Raw genomic sequence first — 20,995 nt, 5'->3', positions numbered from 1 at the left:
TGTGCCTACCTGGTCTGGCAGTCTGTGTCGTTGCGCGGGCGGCGGTCGAGAGGGGCGAGTACCTGAATGCTCCTGCTGTGCAAGCAGTGCTATATACAAGCGCATGCCTACCGCCTCCGAACCGTTGGATGCCCTGATCATCGGCGCTGGCCACAATGGGCTGGTCTGCGCCGCCTACCTGGCCAAAGCCGGCAAGCGGGTAGTGGTGCTGGAAGCGCGCGACGTCGTTGGCGGCGCAGCGGTCACCGAAGAATTTCACCCGGGGTTTCGCAACTCGGTGGCGGCGTACACGGTGTCGTTGCTGCAACCCAAGGTCATCGCCGATCTTGCCCTGGAGCGACATGGCCTGCGCGTGGTGGCGCGCCGCATCAACAACTTTCTGCCATTGCCGACTGGCGAGTACCTGCTGGCCGGCGCGGGGCGCACTGCCTTGGAAGTCGGCAAGTTCTCCGCGCGCGATGCCGCTGCATTGCCTGCCTATGAAGCGCGCCTGGAGCAACTGGCCGATGTCTTGCGTGCGCTGGCATTGCAGCCACCGCCGGATGTCAGCGATGGTGGATGGCTGCGCGCGTTGCCGCAGCTATGGCGCGCGGGCAAGCTGGGGCTGCAGCTGCAGGAGCTACCGCTCGCGTTGCGGCAGGAGCTGCTCGACCTGTTCACGATTTCGGCCGCCGAGTATCTGGATCGCTGGTTCGAAAGCGCACCGATCAAGGCGCTATTCGGTTTCGACGGCATCGTCGGCAATTACGCCAGCCCCTACACGCCGGGCACCGCCTACGTGTTGCTGCATCACGTGTTCGGGCAAAGCAATGGTGTCAAAGGCGCCTGGGGGCACGCCATCGGCGGCATGGGCGCGATCACCCAGGCGATGGCCGCCAGTGCGCGCGACTCTGGCGTGACGATTCGCACCGGCTGCGCAGTGGCGCGCGTGCTGGTGGAGCAGGGGCGTGCGGTCGGTGTCATCACCGCTCAAGGAGAGACGCTGCGTGCGCGTGCAGTGGTGGCCAATGTCAATCCGAAGCTGCTGTATCAGCGCTTGATGCAGCCGGACGATGTCCCCGCGGCGACACGCGAACGCATGGCGCATTACCGTTGCGGATCGGGCACCTTCCGCATGAATGTCGCGCTCTCGCGGCTGCCGGATTTCACCGCCTTGCCGGGCACGGGCGATCATCTGACTGCCGGCATCATCCTGGCGCCCAGCCTGGATTACATGGACCGTGCCTGGCAGGATGCGCGCGCTTCGGGATGGTCACGCGAACCGGTGGTCGAGTTGCTGATTCCCAGCACGCTGGACGACACGCTGGCACCGCCCGGTCAACACGTGGCCAGCCTGTTCTGCCAGCACGTGGCACCGCAGCTGCCGGATGGCCGGCATTGGGACGATCATCGTGAGCAAGTCGCCGAGTTGATGATCGCGACGGTCGAGCGCTATGCACCCGGATTCGCGGCCTCGGTACTGGGCCGGCAGATCCTCAGCCCGCTCGATCTGGAACGCATCTTCGGGCTGATCGGCGGCGACATCTTCCACGGCGCCCTCAGCCTCAATCAACTTTTCAGCGCACGCCCGATGCTGGGGCAGGGCGCCTATCGCGGCGCGATTGCCGGGCTGTATCTATGCGGCTCGGGAACCCACCCTGGCGGCGGGGTCACTGGCGCGCCTGGACATAATGCGGCGCGGGTGATTTTGGGTGATTGAGTTTTTGCTGCAATGTATTGAATCGAATTCGCCGCCAGGGAGGATCTGGTTTGAAGTAGGCACTCATCTGAGAAATTAAATAATTTTACTAACTTGTCTTGTAAAAATGTGATCTTTATCTGAAATCTATCTTGGGAAGTGATAATAATGGCGTGCGCTTACGGTAATTGCGCGAATTTCACTCACAAGGAGATGTCAGGTGAAGATTGCTTCTGTTGCTTTGTTGATTGCCCTCGCATGTGCTGGAGCAGACGTCCAGGCTGCCCGTAAGAACTCGATCAATTACGTCTATTTTAGTGCCGAGGGCGTTCCCGTCGGTCAGCAGGCGTATTTTTGCAATAACGCGCAATGGGAAGGAGGGGATACTTCTGCGCCATATCGTTTGACGATTAAGGGCGGCTGCAGTAGTGAAGTCATTTGTCCGCCGGGTGGAGGGTCTTGCAATATTCAAAACGATACATCGGTAACTTATTCGCTGACAAGTAGTGCGCCTTTCACAGAAGAGGAGGCGTGTGATTTGATCCGGCGCTTTCCGTGCGAGACAACTGAGCCTGAGCTTCTATGGGACTTTGGATGGACACCTGTTAGGCGTTAGATAAGTCACTTCAGGGCCAGCGGTAGAGTTCTTCTGCCCCAGCCCGCTGCCGGGATGGGGCGTCATCTATCGCGGTGCGATTCCGGCTTGTATCTGTGCGGGTCTGGAGCACACTCAGGAGGAGGCTTGGTCAGCGTGCGCCTGGACATAATGTTGCACGGGTTATTTTGGTGATTGACCAATACCAGGGTGATTGCCATGACTCTTCGGTAATGGATAAAAAAAGGCCCTGGAAACCAGGGCCTTTTCAAGTGATTTCTGCTCCGGAAGCGCCATTACGGCGATCCGGTTCCTGCGATCAGAAATCGTAGGCTGCAGTCAGACGGACGAATCGCGGTGTGTTGTAGTTGTAGGGTTCGGTACCGACACCATAGGTGTTGCGAACGGTGAAGGGCGCGGTGTTGTAGCGGCTTTCAACACGATTTACCGAGCGGTCGTTCAAGACGTTGAAGACCTGAAGTCCCAGCGCCAACTTATGGTCGGCGAAGGAAGGCCGGTAGGTAATGCCAAGATCCAGATTCTTGATCCACGGGGTACGTCCAGCGTCGCCCGGAGGTGAAGCCTGGCCACCACAGTAGTGGTACGCAGAGCCATATCCGATCGGATTGCCTTCATTCGACCCGAAGTAGCCCAGGCAGGAGATCGGTGTGCCCGACATCACGCGTACAGTCGCCGATGCCATCCACTCCGGCGTGATCTGATACGCACCGAATGCCTTGAGCTGATGCCTGCGATCATTTGCCAGACTACCGCCTGCGTAATACATCAACTCAGCCGCATCCCAGTCCTGCGTCTTGGAGACATCGGACTGACCGATGTCAGACTTAACCTGACCTTCGGTATTCCCGTAACTATGCGACCAGGTGTAGTCGACACGGCCGTACCACTTTTCGTCGAACGGATGTTCCAGAAACAGGTCCACGGCAACGTAATTGCGACGCGCCTTGTCGGTGAAACCCCAATCGGACTGGCTCATGCGCACTTGCGTATAGCCTGAGCCGTCGACGTTGGCAAGATTGTAGGTATTGGTCTGGCCAGGGTTGAACATGACGCACCCCGGGATGCTCACGCTGCTGACATCTCCACCAGTTGCAGCCAATTTCGCGGACATCTTGCCAGGATCGCAGACATCATCAATCGCACTCTGCAGCTTGCGATAGGTCACCTTGGCGCCCGAGTTCCAGCTCTCGCCGAGAGTTTTCTCGAAGCCAAGAATGATCTCGTCCTGATACTGCGACTTCAGATCACTGGGCGCGAACGCATTGGGATCCGGCGCCTGGCCGTATTCGCCATTGCTCGAGACCGGGCCAGGACCAATCGCTCCAAGACCGGTTGGCTCGCCGTTGGCGTCGATACCAGTGTATGTGAAGTATTCGTCAGTATAGGTTGAGGCCGATGCTCCACGAATGGCGACGCTATTGGGTAACGCCAGGTAGTAGCGCCCAAGGTTGGCGAATATCTTTAGTGACGAATCGCCGAACACATCCCAGCTTGCACCCAGCCGCGGCGCCCACTGATCACCGCTGTCGACATAGGCAACGTGGTCGCTATTGTAGTTTGTGAACTTATCGTTGCGAATGCCCAGGGTCAGCAGCCACTTGTCGCTGACCTGCCAACGGTCCTCCAAATAATAGGCTTTCTGCTCGACCGCCATGCTCGTGGTTGTCGTAAAGATCCGACGTTGCGCGTAGTAGCCCTGTCCGCCGGGCGCACCGACGCCAAGTTCGGGGTTAATGCCTTCAGTAGGATTGTCCTGGCGGCCATAGATCCACTGATAGCCAGGACCCGTGGTGCGAACGCCCTCGTTGTAGGCATTGAAATACATATTGTCCACGCCAGCGGTCAAATCGTGATCGCCGAGGCGGTATTCCAACTCTAGACGGAGGCTCCGCGACTTGCTGATCGGGTCATCAGCCTTGGCTCGATTGGTCGCCTGATCGTTGCGAATCGGCGTGTTACCCACAATTGCCGGATCTTGCTCGGTGACGCCGTCGAGGAATGGAAGGTCCGAAATATTGGGGTTGAACTGGCGGTTGTGCTGGGTGCTGCGGCCCCAGGTGGCATTCAAGGTCAGATCATCGGTGAGATAACCGGTGTATTTGAAAATGTCGTATTTGTCAGTGATCTTGAACGTATCCGGGAAAGTCCCGGTCGCGCCCCCAGTGCTCAGATCGTCGTAATTGAATGCGGTGTAGTAGCCGCCGCGTCGGTCAGTGTTCTGGATGCGGGTATATTCCAAAATATTGGAATCGTTGATGTTCCAGTCCAGCTTTCCATAAAACTTGGGCGAGCTGTACCCGTAGTTGTTCTGTCCCTGGATAGAGCTTGTGCGTGCGTTGGTGGTGACGCCGTCGGTCTTATCGGTTTCTCCAGCGACAAAAATAAAGAGTTTGTCTTCGATTAGCGGGCCGCCCGCATACGCGCTGTAGACAGTACGGGTTTGATTGTTGTCCTTGCCACTGCGGTAGAGCGTGCCAGGCTGGGTACGGTTGGTGTAGCCATAACCCGCAGGCAGGGTGTTGCTCGGGAACCAGACATCGCCAGTCGAACTTGCCAGGGAATCTGGTTCCCACACTGCCTGTGCACCAAAATGCCATTCATTGGTGCCGCGCTTGCCGAGCTGGTTGATCACGCCGCCTGTGGAACGGCCGTACTTGGCGCTATAGCCGCCGGTATAGGTTTCCTGCTGGTCGATTGCGCCATAGGGCAGGCTGACGCCGCCCAGGTTGCTCAGCGGATTACTGACGTTGAAACCATTGATGTAATAAGCATTTTCGGTAACGCCGGAACCGCCGAAAGAGACCACCGAGCGCGAGCCGTTATTGAAAGCGCCACTGCCGGCCACTGCACCAGGCGCGAGCAACGCAATCGCCTCCGCACTGCGTCCCAGCGGCAGGGTTGCCAGCTGTTCGGACGTGATCACCGATCGCGAGCTGGTGGAGCTGACGTCGATCTTCGGTGCATTGGCGGCAGTGACCGTGATCGCGCCGAGCGTGGTTGCATCGGTGCTGCCGCTGGCAGCTGCGCCAGCAAACGACACCTCGGTGCCGGATCCCACGCGCAGCTGCACGTTCTTGCGGGTGTCGACGACCTGATCGCCACGCTTCAAGGTGACGGTGTAAGCGCCGACCGGCAACGAGCCGAGGTTGTAACGGCCGTTGGCGTCGATGGTGATCGTCCGGCTGAGGCCGGTGTCGCTTTGAACGACGATGGTGCTGCCGGCTTCCGAGGGAGCGCTACCGTAGATGCTGCCGGTGGTGCTTTGTGCGTAGACCGCGCCATTGGCGAGACAGGCGCCGAGCACAACAGCCAGAGCGGTGCGCTTGAGGGCATGGCGACGAATTTGATTGCTCATTCCTAACCTTTCAGCTGGGCATCGGGAGAAGTGGCGGTCACCGGAGAGTCAGATGGCCTTAACCCGAACGTAATGAATGTGTGGTCTGAGTCGCAAGCGCTTTGAATGATTCGTTAATGAAAACGGCGAGATCCGCATCAAATATGCGGATCTGCGCACAAATTGCAGGGCATGCGAACAATCGCGGACGTGTGCGGCACGAGTATTCATTTTTGTCAGTGCGCGCGATGCGGCATGACATTGCGCCGACTAACCGAACGCTACATGGCGCCACGTTCATCTTGAGAGTGTCGCGTCCGGAGTTACTGGTTTCATGTGAAACATGAAGTCAAAAAAAGACCCCGTCGAACGGGGGTCTTTTTGATGCATCGTCAACAGCGCTCAGAACCGGACAGTCGTACCCAGGTAGAAGAACCGGCCGATGTTGTCGTACAGCGCGGAGGTGAAGTCCGAGCCGAAGTAGTTGCGCGGCGGATCCTTGTCGAAGGCGTTGTCGATGCCGAGGTAGACGTCGATCTTCGAGCCGGGGAACTGATAGCCGAACTGGACGTTGTGGTAGGTGTACGAGCCGTTCTTGATCGGACTGGCCGAGCCCGGATTGCTGTTGTAGCTTTCCGGCGTCACGCGCAGGTTGCCGTCCACATAGTTCATGTCCCACGAGGCGCGCCACTCGTTCCAGTTGTACTTGGTCTGGAACTGGGCGCGCCAGCGCGGATCGGTCACGTAGGTCACGTACTCGTCGTACTCTGCCGGGAAGTCCTGGAACACCCATTCGCGCGACTGGATCAGGCGCGTACCGACAAGGCGCAGCACGGTGTTGCCTTCGCCGAGCTGGAAGCGGTAGTCCATTTCCAGATCCACGCCCACACGCCGCGAGCGTGACAGGTTTTCGTTGAGCGCCTGCCAGCCGATGATGCTGTGCTCGGGATAGATGCGGCCCTGCGGGTCGGTGAATCCACCCAGCGGGGCGCGCTGCACGAAGCCGCAGAAGCTGTTGTTGATGCCGCCCGGGTTGTCCACGCAGCGCGTGGCATTGGTCTCTGCGGTCACGGTGCCGATCGCGTCCTGCAGGTCGATGCGCCAGTAGTCGATCGACATGCCGAAGCCCTCGAAGAACTCCGGCTGCCACACCAGGCCATAGGACAGGCTGCGCGCGCGCTCCGGTTTCAGTTCCGGGTTGCCGCCGCTCACGCCGGGGCGGGTGGAGGTGAAGGTATCGATCCAGCCCACCGGCACGCCCAGCGCACTGCAGTTGGCCTGGCGCAATGCCACATCGCCTGCGGTGCCGGGGCGGTTGGTGTTGGTCGGCAGGTAGTTGCAGGGGTCGTTGATGGTCGCGAAGTTTTCGCTCTGCGAGTCGTACAGCTCACCGATGCTGGGCGCACGCACTGCCTGTGCCACGGTGCCGCGCAGACGCAGCGACGGGATGATGGTCCAGTCCAGGCCCACGTTCCAGGTCTTGGTCGAGCCGATGCTGTCGTAGTCCGAATAGCGTCCTGCCACATCCAGTGCCAACCGGTCCACGCCCGGCAGGCCGGCAAGCAACGGAATGGTGCTCTCGACGAAGACTTCCTTGACGGTATATTCGCCACCGCTGTTGGGGATGGCGTTGAGGAAGGTCGCGCCCGAGGCCGCCAGCGGATCGGTGATTTCCTCGCTCTGCTCCTTGCGGTATTCCACGCCACCGGCAAATCCGATGTCGCCGGCCGGCAGCGACAGCAGGTTGCTGTTGGCCACCGATGCGCTGAACACGGTCTGCTGGATCTTGGCCTGCGAGCGCGCGGTGGTGTTGAACCATGCCGCTGCTTCCGGGGTCACCGCGCCATTGCCGAACACACTGAACGGGACGCAGCCTTCGCGCGCCAGCGCCGAATAGACGCGGTTGGTGTGCGGATTGATCGCGTTCGGATCCAGCGCAGTGCGGCAGACGATGTTGCCGCTGGCATCGCGTGCGGCATCGATACCGGCTTGCCAGCGCTCGTTGATGCGGTTGTTGAGATTCAAGCGGTCGACCGTGGTCTTGCCGTAGTTGGCGGACACGTCGTAGCTCCAGTTATCGGTGAAGTTGCCCTCGGCACCGAGCACTGCGCGATAGGTCTTGCGTTCGATGTTCTCGCCGCGACGGCCGGCATCGACGTTGAAGCGGTTCATCAGGATCTGCGTGGCACCGCGCGAATCCATCAGCGCGCCGAGTTCGGGGCTGACATACGGATTCTGGCGACGCACGCGCAGCGAACTGTCGAAGGCCGGCTGGCCGAAGAATTCCGAATCGGTCTCGCTGTACTTGCCTTCGAAGAACAGGCGATGGTTCTCGCTGAGCTCGAAGTTGATCATGGTATTGACGCTCTTGCGATCGAAGCCGGGCTGCAGGTCGGCCACCGCATTCAGATCGACGAAATCGCAATCCACGCACGAGGTGTTGCTGACCACCGTGCCGTTGTAGCGGTTGCGGCGGAAGCTGCCGTCCTGGTTGAACAGGTAGCGGTTGCCATAGCTGGCCGGGTTGCGGAAATCGAAGGTGCCCAGGTTGAAGGTGCCGCCGTAGGACGTGGAATGATTGCCGCCCGGGCCGCTGAGCACGTTCTGCGGATTGCGCTCGCTCGGCGGTTGGCTTGGATCGAACGCGGGGTTCTGAACCGACACCAGGTACTCGCGGCCGATGGCGCGGTTGCCGCGACCGAAGCGGTCCTGCTTGCTGTATTCGCCCGACACCGCGATGTTGCCGCGGCCGTCCGCAAAGTCGGTGCCTGCCGAGAAGCTGGCGAAGGAGCGGTTGTAGTTGCCCTCATCGGCCAGGCCGGTCTGCGCGCGCGTCTCGAATCCGGTGAAGGTCTTCTTGAGGATGAAGTTGACCACGCCGGCGACTGCGTCGGCACCGTAGACGGCCGAGGCACCACCGGTGATGACTTCGACGCGTTCCACCCATTCCACCGGAATCGTGTTGACGTCCACCGCAGTCGAGCCCGGGCTGGAACCCACGTGGCGACGGCCGTTGACCAGTACCAGGGTGCGGTCGGTGCCCATGCCGCGCAGGTCGAGCAGGCCCAGCCCGGCGGTACCGATGAAGCGGGTGGAATTGCCCAGCGTGTAGCTCGGTGCCAGCGCCGGCATGCGCGCCATCAGGTCGCTGATGGTGGTCGCGCCGGTGGCGCGGATTTCCTCGGCACTGATCGCGGTGACCGGCGAGGGCGTGACGAAGCCGGTACGCGCAATGCGCGAGCCGGTGACAGTGACCTTGTCCAGATCGGTGGTGCCGGGTGCGACCCCGTTTTCTGACTGCGCGGCAGCGTGGCCGGCAGAAGTGGCCAGCACGGCAAACAGCGCGGTGCTCAGACGATGACGCTGGGTGGGTTGCAGAAGGCGACTCGACATGCGCTTGCAGATTCCTTGCGGGGGAGTTTGCGGCACAGCCGTGCTCGCTGAGCGCTGGCTGAACTGAATTGCAAACGTAACAATTCCTTAATCATGTGTCCACGTTTGTGAAATTTGCCGCGGTTTGACACATGTGTGAGCGTGCGGCGCCGGTGTCCGGTGGTGGCTTGAAACGCATCTGCCTGTGGCCGAGCCGGTAAACTGACGGTCTTCCCAGCGCTGCGGCTGGCGACGCAGCCATCGCTGCATTCGCAGCGCACGACGAATCAGGCAGGCAATGACGACGATGGTGCAACGCGCTTCAAGCAAGGTGATCGACCCCTCCCGGAGCGCACGCGCATGAGCGGCGAGCGCAGAATCCCCGCGCACGCGGTGCAGGGGGCGCTGGCGCCGCATCCACGCATCCGCAATGTGATCGCGGTGGGCTCGGGCAAGGGTGGGGTGGGCAAGTCCACCACCGCGGTGAATCTGGCGTTGGCCTTGCGTCAGCAGGGCGCGCGCGTCGGCGTACTGGACGCGGACATCTACGGGCCGAGCGTGCCGGCGATGCTGGGCCTGAGCGGGCGGCCGGACAGCCCGGACAACAAGTCGATCGAGCCCTTGCGCGCGTTCGGAATCGAGGCGATGTCGATCGGCTTGCTGGTCGATCAGGACACGCCGATGATCTGGCGCGGGCCGATGGCAACCTCGGCACTGACCCAGCTGTTCAACGACACTCTGTGGGACGACCTGGATTACCTGTTGATCGACCTGCCGCCAGGCACCGGCGACATCCAGCTGACCTTGTCGCAGAAGATCCCGGTGGCCGGCGCGGTCATCGTCACCACGCCGCAGGACATCGCCACGCTGGATGCGCGCAAGGCCTTGAAGATGTTCGAAAAGGTCGAGGTGCCGGTGCTCGGCATCGTCGAGAACATGGCGGTGCACACCTGCAGCCAGTGCGGCCACCGCGAGCACCTGTTCGGCGAGGGCGGCGGCGAGCGCATGGCCGCCCAGTACGGCGTGCCCTTGCTGGGGTCGTTGCCGCTGGCGATTGCGATCCGCGAGCAGGGCGATGCGGGCCAGCCGATCGTGGTGGCCGCGCCGGAGTCGGCGGCAGCGCAGGCCTATCTGGCCGCTGCCGCGCGCCTGTCCGAGGAGCTGGGCAAGCGGCCGCGCGCCAGCATCCCGATTTCGGCTTCGCTGCTGTAGCGCGCGGGCCGGCGCTGGTGCCGGCCGCTTGCTAGAATTCGCTGCCTTTCGCGCGGGCCGCTCGGCCTGCCGCCTTCCGTCTTCAAGGAACACCGCATGAGCATCAAGAGCGACCGCTGGATCAAGCGCATGGCCGAACAGCACGCGATGATCGAGCCGTTCGAACCCGGCCAGATCAAGCACGATGCCGCCGGCCAGCGCATCGTCAGCTTCGGCACTTCCAGCTACGGGTACGACGTGCGCTGCTCGCGCGAGTTCAAGATCTTCACCAACATCAACTCGACCATCGTCGACCCGAAGCACTTCGATCCGGGCAGCTTTGTCGATATCGAATCGGATGTGTGCATCATCCCGCCCAACAGCTTCGCGCTGGCACGCACGGTGGAATACTTCCGCATCCCGCGCGACACCCTGGTGGTGTGCCTGGGCAAGAGCACCTATGCGCGCTGCGGCATCATCGTCAACGTGACCCCGCTGGAGCCGGAGTGGGAAGGCCACGTCACGCTTGAATTCAGCAACACCACGCCGCTGCCGGCGCGCATCTACGCCAACGAAGGCGTGGCGCAGATGCTGTTCTTCCAGTCCGACGAAGTCTGCGAGACCTCGTACAAGGACCGCGGCGGCAAGTACCAAGGCCAGACCGGCGTGACCCTACCGCGCACCTGATGCAGTGGAGCAGCCGCGGCCTTCAGCAGGTCGCGGTGGTCCGCTCGCGGTAGCGCAGCAGTTGGCGCACGCCGGCGGCGATCAGCAACGCCGGCCACCAGGTCGACACCAGGTTGCCCAGGTCGATACGGGCCAGCCCGAGGTTGTCCAGCAGAAACAGCGTGCCCAGCGTGATCAGGAACAGGGCGGGAATCAGGCGATAGTGCATGGCGATGTCCTCGGTAGGTGTGCGCCCATGCTGCGCGCAATACACCCACCGATCAGGTGCCGGAAGTCAACACTTGCAGATGACAAACGTCATGTCGGCCAGGTCATGGCTGTATTGGGGGCCGTGTCGTGTTCGCTGGCAGTCCCGGGGATACGGGAGTCCTGCCTCTCTACGGGTGCAGTCGGCTAGCGCATGAGGCTTCGCGCGTCCCCTGGTCCGCCCTTCGGGGCACCTTCTCCCGATGGGAGAAGGGATGTCGGCGCTCTGACCCGGCGCTGGGGCTGATCGACTGCTGGAATCGCTCCATTCCATATTTTTGGGAGCTAACGCCCATCATGCACACGGGCGAGAGCCGCGCCTCAAGGCGCATTGCCGCATCCAATCAGTGACAGATCAGCAGCTACGGCCGGACAGTTCGGGAATCAACAGCGCCAGAAGCGCGCTCTTACGATTCCCCAATCCCGATTCCCGGCTATTTGCCCCGCCCAAACAACATCCCCACACCGCAGGCGACCAACGCCGCCGGCCACCACGTGGCGATCAGCCGGCCAAGACTGACATTGGTCCAGCCCAGGTTGTTGGCCAGGAACAGCAGGCCGACGAGGATCAGGATCAGCGCGGCGACGACATTGGATTTCATGCGGACAGGTGGTTGTTAGACGGGCGCCTATCGTAGCCGCTGCGCCCACGCAGCGACATGCTGGTGCAGCGCGTCGGCCTCGAAGCGCTGCGCGCTGCCGCTGCCCCAGACCGGGCCAGGCCAGGCCGCATCGCCCGGATGCCGGCCGACCAGATGCACGTGCAGCTGCCGCACGATGTTGCCCAGCGCGCCGATATTGAGCTTGGCGACCCCGGGCTCGACCCGCATCAACTGCGAGAGCTGATTGATCTCGGCCAGCAACAGACGCTGCTGGCCGCCATCCAGATCGATCCACTCGCTGACATCGGCGACCCGCGGCACCAGCACCAGCCACGGGAAGCGGCTGTCGTCCATCAGCCGCACCTGCGACAGCGGTCCGTCGGCGACGAACACGCTGTCTGCGGCCAGCCGCGCATCGAGCTGGAAGCCGCTCGCCTCGGACATGCCGGCTGCAGTCCCGCTCATCCCAGATGCGCTTCAAAAAAGCCCAGGGTGCGCTCCAGTGCACGCTCGGCGCTGTCTGCGTCGTAGTGGGTCGGGTCGATGCTGCGGTTGAAAGCGTGGCCGGTCGGATACACGAAGGTTTCCATCTGCGGCAGCTTCTCGCGGTGGGCCTGGATCGCCTCGGGCGGAATGCTGGTGTCCTGCTCGCCGAAGTGGAACATCACCGGCGCCTTCGGAGTTTCGTCCAGTAGCTGGGTGTTGCGGCCGCCGTAGTAGCTCACCGAGGGCAGGCCCAGGCGGATCGCCGACAGCAGCGCCACCGAGCCGCCCCAGCAATAGCCCACGGTGCCGACCTTGCCGGCGCGGCCGAGCAGGGTGGCGGCGGATTTGACCACCTCCACCGCGCGCTCCAGGCCGACCGCATTGGCCAGTGCCAGGCCGCGCTGCAGGCTTTCCTGGTCGTAGGGCAGCTGCACGTCCTTCTCTTCCAGGTCGAAGAAGGCCGGCGCCAGCACTTCGTAGCCGCGTGCGGCGTAATCGTCGGCCACCGCGCGGATATGTTCGTTGACGCCGAAGATCTCCTGGATCACCACCAGGCCGCCGCGCGGGCTGGAGGTCGGGGTGGCGTGCCAGGCGGCGACCTGGCCGTCGGGGGTGTCGAGCGTGGTCCAGTGACCCATGGGAACTCCTGCTGCGGTAGGGGGAAGGCGCGCATTATCGACCGGATCGGCGGCGCTGCAGGTGAGGGTCTCGCTAAGATGACCTTGCCCGCCCGCAGCGCGGTTCAGAGCGCTGCCCGCGCGCCGCTATAATTGCTCCACTCAGGCCCCAGGCCGCTCCGTTCCCAGGCTCCTGCTTCCATGTCCCAGCTGAACCCCAAAGTCGGCTTCGTCAGCCTTGGCTGCCCGAAGGCGCTCGTCGACTCCGAACGCATCCTCACCCAGCTGCGCGTGGAGGGCTACGACATCGTGCCCAGTTACGACGCCGCCGACGTGGTGGTGGTCAACACCTGCGGCTTCATCGACTCGGCGGTGACCGAGTCGCTGGATGCGATCGGCGAGGCGATGAACGCCAACGGCAAGGTGATCGTCACCGGCTGCCTGGGCAAGCGCCCGGAACAGATCCGCGAGGCCTATCCGCAGGTGCTGGCGGTGTCCGGCCCGCAGGACTACCAGAGCGTGATGGAGGCGGTGCACGCCGCATTGCCGCCGCGCCACGACCCGTTCGTGGATCTGGTGCCCGACTACGGCATCAAGCTGACCCCGCGCCATTACGCGTACCTGAAGATCTCCGAAGGCTGCAACCACCGTTGCAGCTTCTGCATCATTCCGTCGATGCGCGGCGATCTGGCCTCGCGTCCGGTCGATGAAGTGCTGCGCGAAGCCGAACGCCTGGTCCGTGGCGGGGTCAAGGAATTGCTGGTGGTCTCGCAGGACACCTCGGCCTACGGCGTGGACCTGAAATATGCCGAGCGCCCGTGGCGCGATCGCATGTACCAGACCCGCATGAAGGCGCTGTGCGAAGGCCTGTCGGAGCTGGGCGTGTGGACGCGGCTGCACTACGTGTATCCGTACCCACACGTGGACGATGTGATTCCGCTGATGGCCGAAGGCAAGCTGCTGCCGTACCTGGACATTCCGTTCCAGCACGCCAGCCCGCGCATTCTCAAGCTGATGAAGCGGCCCGGTGCGGTGGAAAAAACCCTCGAGCGCGTGCAGTGCTGGAAGGCGATGTGCCCGGAGATCACGGTGCGCTCCACCTTCATCGTCGGCTTCCCCGGCGAAACCGATGCCGAATTCGAATCCATGCTCGACTTCCTGGACCAGGCCCAGCTCGATCGCGTCGGCGCGTTTGCGTATTCGCCGGTGGAGGGTGCCAGCGCCAACGCGTTGCCGGATCCGGTGCCGGAAGAGCTCAAGCAGGAGCGTCTGGCGCGCTTCATGGCCAGGCAAGCGGAGATTTCCGCCGCGCGGCTGGAGGCCAAGATTGGCAGCGTGCAGCAATGCCTGGTCGACCTGATCGAAGACGATATCGCGGTGGCGCGCTCACGCGCGGACGCACCGGAAATCGACGGCCTGGTGCATATCCAGAATGGCGGCGAGCGCGGCTTGAAGGTCGGCGACCTGGTCGATGTGGAAATCACCGACAGTGACGAGCACGATCTGTTCGGCGATGCATTGCCGGCCAATGTCGCAATCCAGCAGGGACGTCCGTTGAATCTGCAGATGGTGTAACTGGACGCTGGTCCTTGCACATCTGTCCGTAGGAGCGCGCTTGCGCGCGATGAGGCCTGATCGATAACGCCCCATCGCGCACAAGTGCGCTCCTACACGCAGGTCAGCAGAGTGTGGTCACTCGCCTACTGGGTAGCGTAATCCACCGACACCACCACGAAGGTGTGCTTGCCCGACGGCAACTGCGCTTCGAACTCGTCGTCCACGCGTTTTTTCAGCAGCGCGCGCGCCAAGGGCGAGTCGATGCTGATCCAGCCGCGTCCGGCGTCGGTTTCGTCCGGGCCGACAATGCGGTAGTGCAGCAGCTCGCCGCTGTCGGCGTCCTCCAATTCGACCTGTGCGCCGAAGAATACCGCGCGCGGATCGGTCGGTGCGGTATCCACCACACGCAGCGCTTCCAGCCGTTTGCTCAGATAACGCACGCGGCGGTCGATCTCGCCCAGCTGCTTCTTGCGATAGGTGTACTCCGCGTTCTCCGAGCGGTCGCCCTCTGCCGCTGCGGCGGCCAGCGCACGCACCACCTCCGGCCGACGCACGCGCCACAGCTCTTCCAGCTCGGCCTTGAGCCGGGCGTGGCCGTCGGGCGTGATCAGTGCGGTGCTTTTTTCGGCGGGCGGGCGCCAGCGGCTCATGGGCGGTGTATCGGACAGCGGGGCCGCGATGCTAGCGCGCATGGCCGGCTTGCGCATCTGCCGTCGCACGGCGAAGCTTTGCGCTCTCTCGGACACGGACGTTGTCATGTTGCTGATGCCGCTGCACAAACCCTGGTCGCGCCAGAACATTCCCTGGGTGACGCTGCTGCTGGTGTTGGTCAATGTGGTGGTCTACCTGGGCTATCAGCGCAAGGACGATGCGCTGGTCGAAAACGCGGTGCGCTACTACGTCGAGTCGGGCCTCGGTGCAGTGGAGGCGCAAGCCCACGAGCGCTATCTGCAGCAGACCGACGACACCAGGTTGCGCGCTGCGCGCCGGGCCAGGCTGGACAGCGTGCCGGCGCGGCAACGCCTTGCCTATCTGGCGCAGCTGACGATGCACGACCTGGCCTTTACAGAGGCATTGCGCAGCGGCGCGTTGTTCAAGGATGAGCAGCGTCTGCGCGAATGGCGCACATTGCGCGTGCCCTACGATGCGCGCCTGTCCAAGGTGTTCACGTTGCGGCATCTGCAGCGTAGCTCCGAGTGGTCACCTGCGAGGATGCTGACGGCCACCTTCCTGCATGGCAGCTTCGATCATTTGCTGGGCAACATGCTGTTTCTGCTGGCGCTGGGCACCTTGCTGGAAGGTGCGATCGGCAGCGGCTGGTTCCTGCTGCTGTATCTGCTCGGCGGGTTCGGTGCCAGCGCGGCCAGCCTGTGGTGGCGCTGGGGCGCGCCGGGCGGCGGCCTGGGCGCCTCCGGTGCGATCGCTGCCTTGATGGGCGCGTTCTGCGTGGTCTGGGGCAGGCGCAAGGTGCGCTTCTTCTACTGGTTCTTTGTGGTATTCGATTACGTACGCGGGCCGGCGATCCTGCTGCTGCCGCTGTGGCTGGGCTGGGAGCTGTACAGCCTGCTATGGAGCGACAACGGCAGTGTCGCCTTCGAGGCACACGCCGGTGGGCTGGTCAGTGGCGCCCTGCTCGGTGTCGTACTGGTGCTGTTGCGGCGCACGCGCCCGGCCTTCATGCAGGAGAGCGAGGCAGTGCTGGTGGACGATCGTTGGGAGCGCGCGCAGCGGCACCTGGGACGCATGGAGAACGTGGAAGCCGAGCGCCTGTTGGCGGAGCTGGCCAGCGAGCAGCCGCATAACCTGGACGTGGCGCTGGCGCGCTACCGCACCGCGCGCAATGCCGGCCGCAACCAGGACAGCCTGCAACACGCGCAAACGCTGTTGCAGCTGCACACGCACCACGCCGAGCAGACGCGCATCCAGCTGACAGTCGCTGCCGAACTGGGCAAGGCCGGGATTGGGTACGCGCCATCGGCACGCATGGCACTGATCGGCGCATGCCTGCGCACGGGATTGTTGGCCGATGCCGAACGTCTGTTGAAGGAAGGCGAGTCGGGGATGCCGCGCGCCGAGCTGGCGCACCACTGGTTCGTACTGGCCCTGCGACACGGCGAGCTGCAGGACGGCGCGCAGCGTGCGCGCTTGCTGCGTCAGCTGCTGGAGCAGTTCCCCGAGCAGGCACAGGCCAGCAAGGCGCGCTTTTTGCTCGAGAACGGATGAGTGGTTTCTGCTTGATCCGTGTTGCCAACGCAAGCGGTGAGGGCACCGTACACTCGACTCACCGGAGCTTTTGATCTGGCGTTCGACTGGACTTGAAAGACACTGCTACGCGAGGTCCGGGTTGCTGTTGTTTCTTCTGCCTCGAGCAGAATTGTCTAGCGCGGATGGATCAATTGCAGAGCGGTTGATCTGCGGTGTGGCTGCAGGGCCCTTGCCCGCCCACCATCGCAGGACACGCCGCGAGTACGTCCTTGTAGGCTCTTACGCGGCATCCATGCCGCGTAAGGTCCCGCGACGGTGAGCGGGCAAGGACCAGTCGAGATGGTCGGTATGTAGGGTTGCGAGCAGTACACGTCGCGCGACGGACCGATGGTGGAGCATCTGATCTGCGCCTTAGAAAGTTTTGTTGGCTGCTCAAGCTGGTTGAATCGCCACCGCTTTCAGCGCGGCTTCCAGCTTCGCGCGTAGTGCATCGTCGTCGCATTGAGCCAGTGCGTTTTGCAGCACTGCGCGCGCCTGCTCATCGCGGCCGAACCGTTCGCCCAACAGTAGGCCGGCATCCAGCGACCAGGCCGGCATCATCCGGTCGCGCGGCCATGCGGCGACTGCCGCAAGCAGGCCGTCGGTCGCCAGCTGGAATTGCCCGGCCATCTTTGCGCGCTCGGCCAGCAAGGTGGCGTGCTCTGGCGTCAGCGGGGTAAACGTGGAGTCGCCGTCCAGCGCTTCGCGCTGCAATGCGAGCGCGCGACGCTCCTGTTTTTCCTGCAGCAGGCGGTTGATGTACTGGCGGGTGTGCTCGCGCAGTTCGTCGTTGCGATGGTGTTGACGCAGCAGGCGCTGATACAGCTCGTGCACCGCCAGGCTTACCGCACGCGAACGTACCGCCCCGCGCAGCGCCTGGAATGCCTCGTCGGAATGTCCGTCGCGCAGATATTGTTCGGCTTCGTCGAGCAGGCGTTGATCCGGGTCTTCGCGCTCGAACGCAGCATCGCCGCTGGGCACGTAGCCGAGGTCTTCGTGGTACTGGTAGACCAGATACCCCATCAGGTGGAAGCTGGCGAACAGGCTCCAGATCGAGGCGATCACCATCGTCGCCTCGCGCACGATCGGCGGCAGATACTTCACCGCAATGAAGATCGCCGCAGTGGCGCTGCCCTGGATCACATACAGCAAACCGTATGCAGCCAGGTACGGCCAGCCGATGCGCATTGCCATGTCGATCGACACGGCCGGATTGAGGGCGCGGCGCAGGCTGCCATCGATGGCCAGCGCAATCATCATGCCCGGCAGCAGCAGCTGGACTGCCAGATAGGCGATGGTCAGGCCAGGCTTGCCCGCCAGCACGCCCGCCGCACCAATGACGATGCCCAGCGCAAACGCCAGCAGGACCAGCCGCAGCACCGCGCTGTCGAAGCTGTTGTAGCCCAGCCGGGGCGCGTCGGCTTGCCCGTCGGCGGTATGGCGCAGGATGTCGAAGGCATAGGTGTAGGTCGCCATGCCCAGCACGCCGGCGACCACCAGTTTCAGAATGCCGGGCAGCACCAGCAGCGCGCTGCACAGCGTCAGCGCGATCAATGCGTACAGCGCCGAGCCGCGCAGCGGATAGGTGGCAATGGCGGGAATGCGGGTCCAGAACGGTGCCGGCGCGGCCTGCGCGGCAACCTTGCGTGCGCGAAAACGGTCTTCCATGACGCTCCCCAGGCGTGTGATGTGACCGGATTGTGCGGTGGTGCGTGCCGTCACGCAATTGGGGGAGGGACGCCGACTAACCTGGATCGCCAGCGACCGGGGACATGTCGCGGGCATGGTCCGGATACTGCTGGCCAGGCCGTGCATCAGTGCCGGCATTGCATCGAAGCTCGCTGTGTCCGATAGCATCGGACGCGCAGCGACAGGCCGCCGATGCGTTGCGTGCGTGATCTGTCCGACGCACTGGGGGAGGCGATAGGTAAAATAATGGCCCGCCGCAATCTCGCGGCCCGTACCAGCGACCGGGCGCGCCGCGCCCCTGGCATTGCCGTCGCTCGCATCACAAGGAGTGTCGCTTGAATCCTTCTGTCACCGGCAACCCGCAGGTCCGCATTCGCAGCATCGATGTGCTCTCGGACAATTGGTATGTGCTGCGCAAGGTCACGTTCGATTTTCAGCGCAAGGACGGCCGCTGGCAGACCCTGTCACGCGAGGCCTACGATCGTGGCAATGGCGCCACCATCCTGCTGTATAGCCGCGCCAAGCAGACCGTGATGCTCACCCGCCAGTTCCGCCTGCCCACGCTGCTCAACGGCAATCCCGACGGCATGCTGATCGAAGCCTGCGCCGGCCTGCTCGACCGGGACGATGCGCTGACCTGCATTCGCAAGGAAACCGAAGAAGAAACCGGCTACCGCATCGACAACGTGCGCAAGGTGTTCGAGGCCTTCATGAGCCCGGGTTCGGTGACCGAGCGTCTGTATTTCTTCGTTGGCGAATACTTCGACGGCGACAAGGTCAGCGAGGGCGGTGGGCTTGAAGAAGACGGCGAAGAGATCGAGGTGCTGGAACTGTCATTGGATGCAGCGCTGGCGATGATCGGCTCGGGCGAAATCGCCGATGCCAAGACCATCATGCTGTTGCAGTACGCCAAGTTGCATGGTGTGTTGGGGTCCGTCCACGCCAACACGCGGTAGCCCTTCAGGGGCGACGGTGTCATCGAGACGTGTCAGCGGCGGTCAAGCTGATCAACGCTTCCCACCAAAAATGCTGCCGAAGATGCCGCGCACGATCTGCTGGCCGATCTTGCTGCCGATGGTGCGCGAGGTCTGCTTTGCCATCGTTTCCAGCATGCCCTGACGGCGGCCGGTGCCGAACACGGCATCCTTGACGGCTTTTCCGAAACCGCTGTCCTGCGTTTCCTCGTCCTCGCGGGTGCGTGCCGGCGGTGCGGCGTTGTGTTCGGCGACCTGTTCGACGCGGCACGCCAGCAGCTCGGCAGCCGATTCGCGGTTGATCGCGGTGTCGTAGCGGGTGCCGACCGGGCTGGCCGCGCGCACCTGCGCGCGTTCGGTCTCGCTGATGGCGCCCATGCGGCAGCGCGGCGGGGCGATGAGCGTTTGCTGCACCGGTGCCGGCACGCCCTTGCCTTGCAGCGGCGACACCAGCGCCTCGCCGGTGCCCAGGCTGGAGATCGCCGTGGCCACATCGAGCTTGGGATTGGCCACGAAGGTCTGCGCCGCGGTCTTGACCGCCTTCTGGTCGCGCGGGGTGAACGCGCGCAGGGCATGCTGCACGCGGTTGCCGAGCTGGCCGAGGATGTTGTCCGGAATGTCGTCGGGAAACTGCGAGCAGAAATACACGCCCACGCCCTTGGAGCGGATCAGCCGGACCACCTGCTCGATCCGCTGCACCAGCGCAGCCGGCGCATCGTCGAACAGCAAATGCGCTTCGTCGAAGACGAACACCAGCTTGGGGTGTTCCAGGTCGCCCACCTCGGGCAGACGCTCGAACAGTTCCGAAAGCAGCCACAGCAGGAAGGTGGAATACAGCTTCGGCTTGAGCACCAGTTGATTGGCCGCCAGGATGCCGATCACGCCACGGCCGTCCGCAGACACGCGCATCAGGTCGGCCAGCTCCAGCGCCGGCTCGCCGAAGAAGTGCTCGCCACCGTCCTGCGCCAGCCGCAGCAGGGCGCGCTGGATCGCGGCCACCGACTGGCTGGAGACCAGCCCGTAACTGGTGGACAGCTCCTTGCGTTCTTCCACCACCAATCCAAGCAGCGCGCGCAGGTCGTCCAGGTCCAGCAACAGCAGGCCACGGTCGTCGGCCAGCTTGAACACGATGTCGAGCACGCCGGACTGGGTGTCGTTGAGTTCCAGAATGCGCGCCAGCAGGGCAGGGCCCATCTCGCTGACGGTGGTGCGCACCGGGTGGCCGAGCTGGCCGTACAGATCCCAGAACACCACCGGGCTGGCGGCCGGCGCGTAGTCGGTGATGCCGATCTCCGTGGCGCGCTGCAGCACGCCGGCGGCGCCGTCGCCTGCCACTGCCAGTCCGGCGACATCGCCTTTCACGTCGGCCAGGAACACCGGGACACCCATGCGCGAGAAGCCTTCGGCCAGGGTCATCAAGGTCACGGTCTTGCCGGTGCCGGTGGCGCCGGCCACCAGTCCGTGGCGATTGCCGAAGCGCCCTTCCAGCACGACCGGGATGTCGTCGGTGACGCCTTTGCCGAGCAGGAACGAGGCCATAGCGCAGATCCGGTGGGAAACGCCGGATTCTAGCGGGCAATCCGGCCGGACAAACCTGGCGGGCGCTTGACCCCGGATTTCGACCGTGCTGTCCGGCTGCCGGCGGCCGACAGGCGGTGCAATGACGCAGCCGGTGTGCCAGCCGCTTGCCGCCGTTTGCCCA

Annotated in this window: 16 protein-coding genes; 7 read left to right on the top strand and 9 right to left on the bottom strand. The window is 63.4% G+C overall.

What is annotated here, in order from left to right; translation table 11 throughout:
* Positions 1-103 precede the first annotated feature (103 nt).
* Together DGN21_RS12775 and DGN21_RS12770 are read left to right on the top strand one after the other, a co-directional pair.
* The gene (locus DGN21_RS12775; protein ID WP_126965955.1) at positions 104-1,699 is read left to right on the top strand and encodes an NAD(P)/FAD-dependent oxidoreductase; all 1,596 of its coding nucleotides are present in this window, start codon (positions 104-106) and stop codon (positions 1,697-1,699) included.
* Positions 1,700-1,898: 199 nt separating this feature from the next.
* Positions 1,899-2,294, top strand: a complete 396-nt coding sequence (locus tag DGN21_RS12770) for a hypothetical protein (protein WP_228607703.1) — start codon at positions 1,899-1,901, stop codon at positions 2,292-2,294.
* A 298-nt stretch (positions 2,295-2,592) separates the two neighbouring features.
* On the opposite strand, the gene DGN21_RS12765 is transcribed toward DGN21_RS12770, so the two are convergent.
* The gene (locus DGN21_RS12765) at positions 2,593-5,649 is read right to left on the bottom strand and encodes a TonB-dependent receptor (RefSeq protein ID WP_065032472.1); all 3,057 of its coding nucleotides are present in this window, start codon (positions 5,647-5,649) and stop codon (positions 2,593-2,595) included.
* A 381-nt stretch (positions 5,650-6,030) separates the two neighbouring features.
* Entirely contained in the window at positions 6,031-9,021 is a 2,991-nt protein-coding gene (locus DGN21_RS12760) for a TonB-dependent receptor (protein ID WP_126965956.1), read from the bottom strand.
* 339 nt (positions 9,022-9,360) lie between these two features.
* Between DGN21_RS12760 and apbC the strand changes: the two genes are divergently transcribed.
* A complete protein-coding gene (apbC, locus tag DGN21_RS12755; protein WP_024939536.1) occupies positions 9,361-10,212 on the top strand; it encodes an iron-sulfur cluster carrier protein ApbC in 852 nt (283 codons plus the stop codon).
* A gap of 96 nt (positions 10,213-10,308) precedes the next feature.
* Positions 10,309-10,878, top strand: a complete 570-nt coding sequence (gene dcd, locus DGN21_RS12750; protein WP_010366727.1) for a dCTP deaminase — start codon at positions 10,309-10,311, stop codon at positions 10,876-10,878.
* A gap of 22 nt (positions 10,879-10,900) precedes the next feature.
* Here dcd and DGN21_RS12745 read toward each other — a convergent pair whose 3' ends face one another.
* The 4 genes from DGN21_RS12745 to DGN21_RS12730 form a co-directional block, all read right to left on the bottom strand.
* Complete coding sequence (locus DGN21_RS12745) at positions 10,901-11,086, bottom strand: DUF5668 domain-containing protein (protein ID WP_055827658.1); 186 nt, start codon at positions 11,084-11,086, stop codon at positions 10,901-10,903.
* Positions 11,087-11,558: 472 nt separating this feature from the next.
* A complete protein-coding gene (locus tag DGN21_RS12740) occupies positions 11,559-11,726 on the bottom strand; it encodes a DUF5668 domain-containing protein (RefSeq protein WP_006452352.1) in 168 nt (55 codons plus the stop codon).
* A 27-nt stretch (positions 11,727-11,753) separates the two neighbouring features.
* Positions 11,754-12,191: an HIT family protein gene (locus DGN21_RS12735; RefSeq protein ID WP_054592514.1), complete on the bottom strand. Its 438-nt coding sequence runs from the start codon at positions 12,189-12,191 to the stop codon at positions 11,754-11,756.
* Positions 12,188-12,850, bottom strand: coding sequence for a dienelactone hydrolase family protein (locus DGN21_RS12730; RefSeq protein ID WP_016905084.1), 663 nt, complete (start codon positions 12,848-12,850; stop codon positions 12,188-12,190). Before DGN21_RS12730 ends, DGN21_RS12735 begins: the two co-directional genes overlap by 4 nt.
* Positions 12,851-13,030: 180 nt before the next feature.
* On the opposite strand from DGN21_RS12730, the gene rimO reads away from it, so the two are divergent.
* On the top strand, positions 13,031-14,404 hold the full coding sequence (gene rimO / locus DGN21_RS12725; protein WP_126965957.1) for a 30S ribosomal protein S12 methylthiotransferase RimO: 1,374 nt from the start codon (positions 13,031-13,033) through the stop codon (positions 14,402-14,404).
* A 125-nt stretch (positions 14,405-14,529) separates the two neighbouring features.
* Here the strand turns inward: rimO and greB are convergent, their stop codons facing one another.
* Positions 14,530-15,036 (bottom strand): transcription elongation factor GreB, encoded by a 507-nt coding sequence (gene greB, locus DGN21_RS12720; protein ID WP_024939541.1) that lies wholly within the window; start codon positions 15,034-15,036, stop codon positions 14,530-14,532.
* A gap of 106 nt (positions 15,037-15,142) precedes the next feature.
* Between greB and DGN21_RS12715 the strand changes: the two genes are divergently transcribed.
* On the top strand, positions 15,143-16,609 hold the full coding sequence (locus DGN21_RS12715) for a rhomboid family intramembrane serine protease (RefSeq protein WP_160954459.1): 1,467 nt from the start codon (positions 15,143-15,145) through the stop codon (positions 16,607-16,609).
* 414 nt (positions 16,610-17,023) lie between these two features.
* Here the strand turns inward: DGN21_RS12715 and DGN21_RS12710 are convergent, their stop codons facing one another.
* Positions 17,024-18,298, bottom strand: coding sequence for a DUF4013 domain-containing protein (locus DGN21_RS12710; RefSeq protein ID WP_160954460.1), 1,275 nt, complete (start codon positions 18,296-18,298; stop codon positions 17,024-17,026).
* A 356-nt stretch (positions 18,299-18,654) separates the two neighbouring features.
* On the opposite strand from DGN21_RS12710, the gene nudK reads away from it, so the two are divergent.
* Positions 18,655-19,275, top strand: coding sequence for a GDP-mannose pyrophosphatase NudK (gene nudK, locus DGN21_RS12705; RefSeq protein ID WP_126965958.1), 621 nt, complete (start codon positions 18,655-18,657; stop codon positions 19,273-19,275).
* Positions 19,276-19,326: 51 nt separating this feature from the next.
* On the opposite strand, the gene DGN21_RS12700 is transcribed toward nudK, so the two are convergent.
* Complete coding sequence (locus DGN21_RS12700) at positions 19,327-20,832, bottom strand: helicase HerA-like domain-containing protein (RefSeq protein ID WP_126965959.1); 1,506 nt, start codon at positions 20,830-20,832, stop codon at positions 19,327-19,329.
* Positions 20,833-20,995: the final 163 nt, after the last annotated feature.

It is taken from the genome of Xanthomonas sp. MLO165 (assembly GCF_018831305.1).
Taxonomy (GTDB): domain Bacteria; phylum Pseudomonadota; class Gammaproteobacteria; order Xanthomonadales; family Xanthomonadaceae; genus Xanthomonas; species Xanthomonas arboricola.
This window is presented reverse-complemented; position numbering and strand designations above follow the sequence as displayed.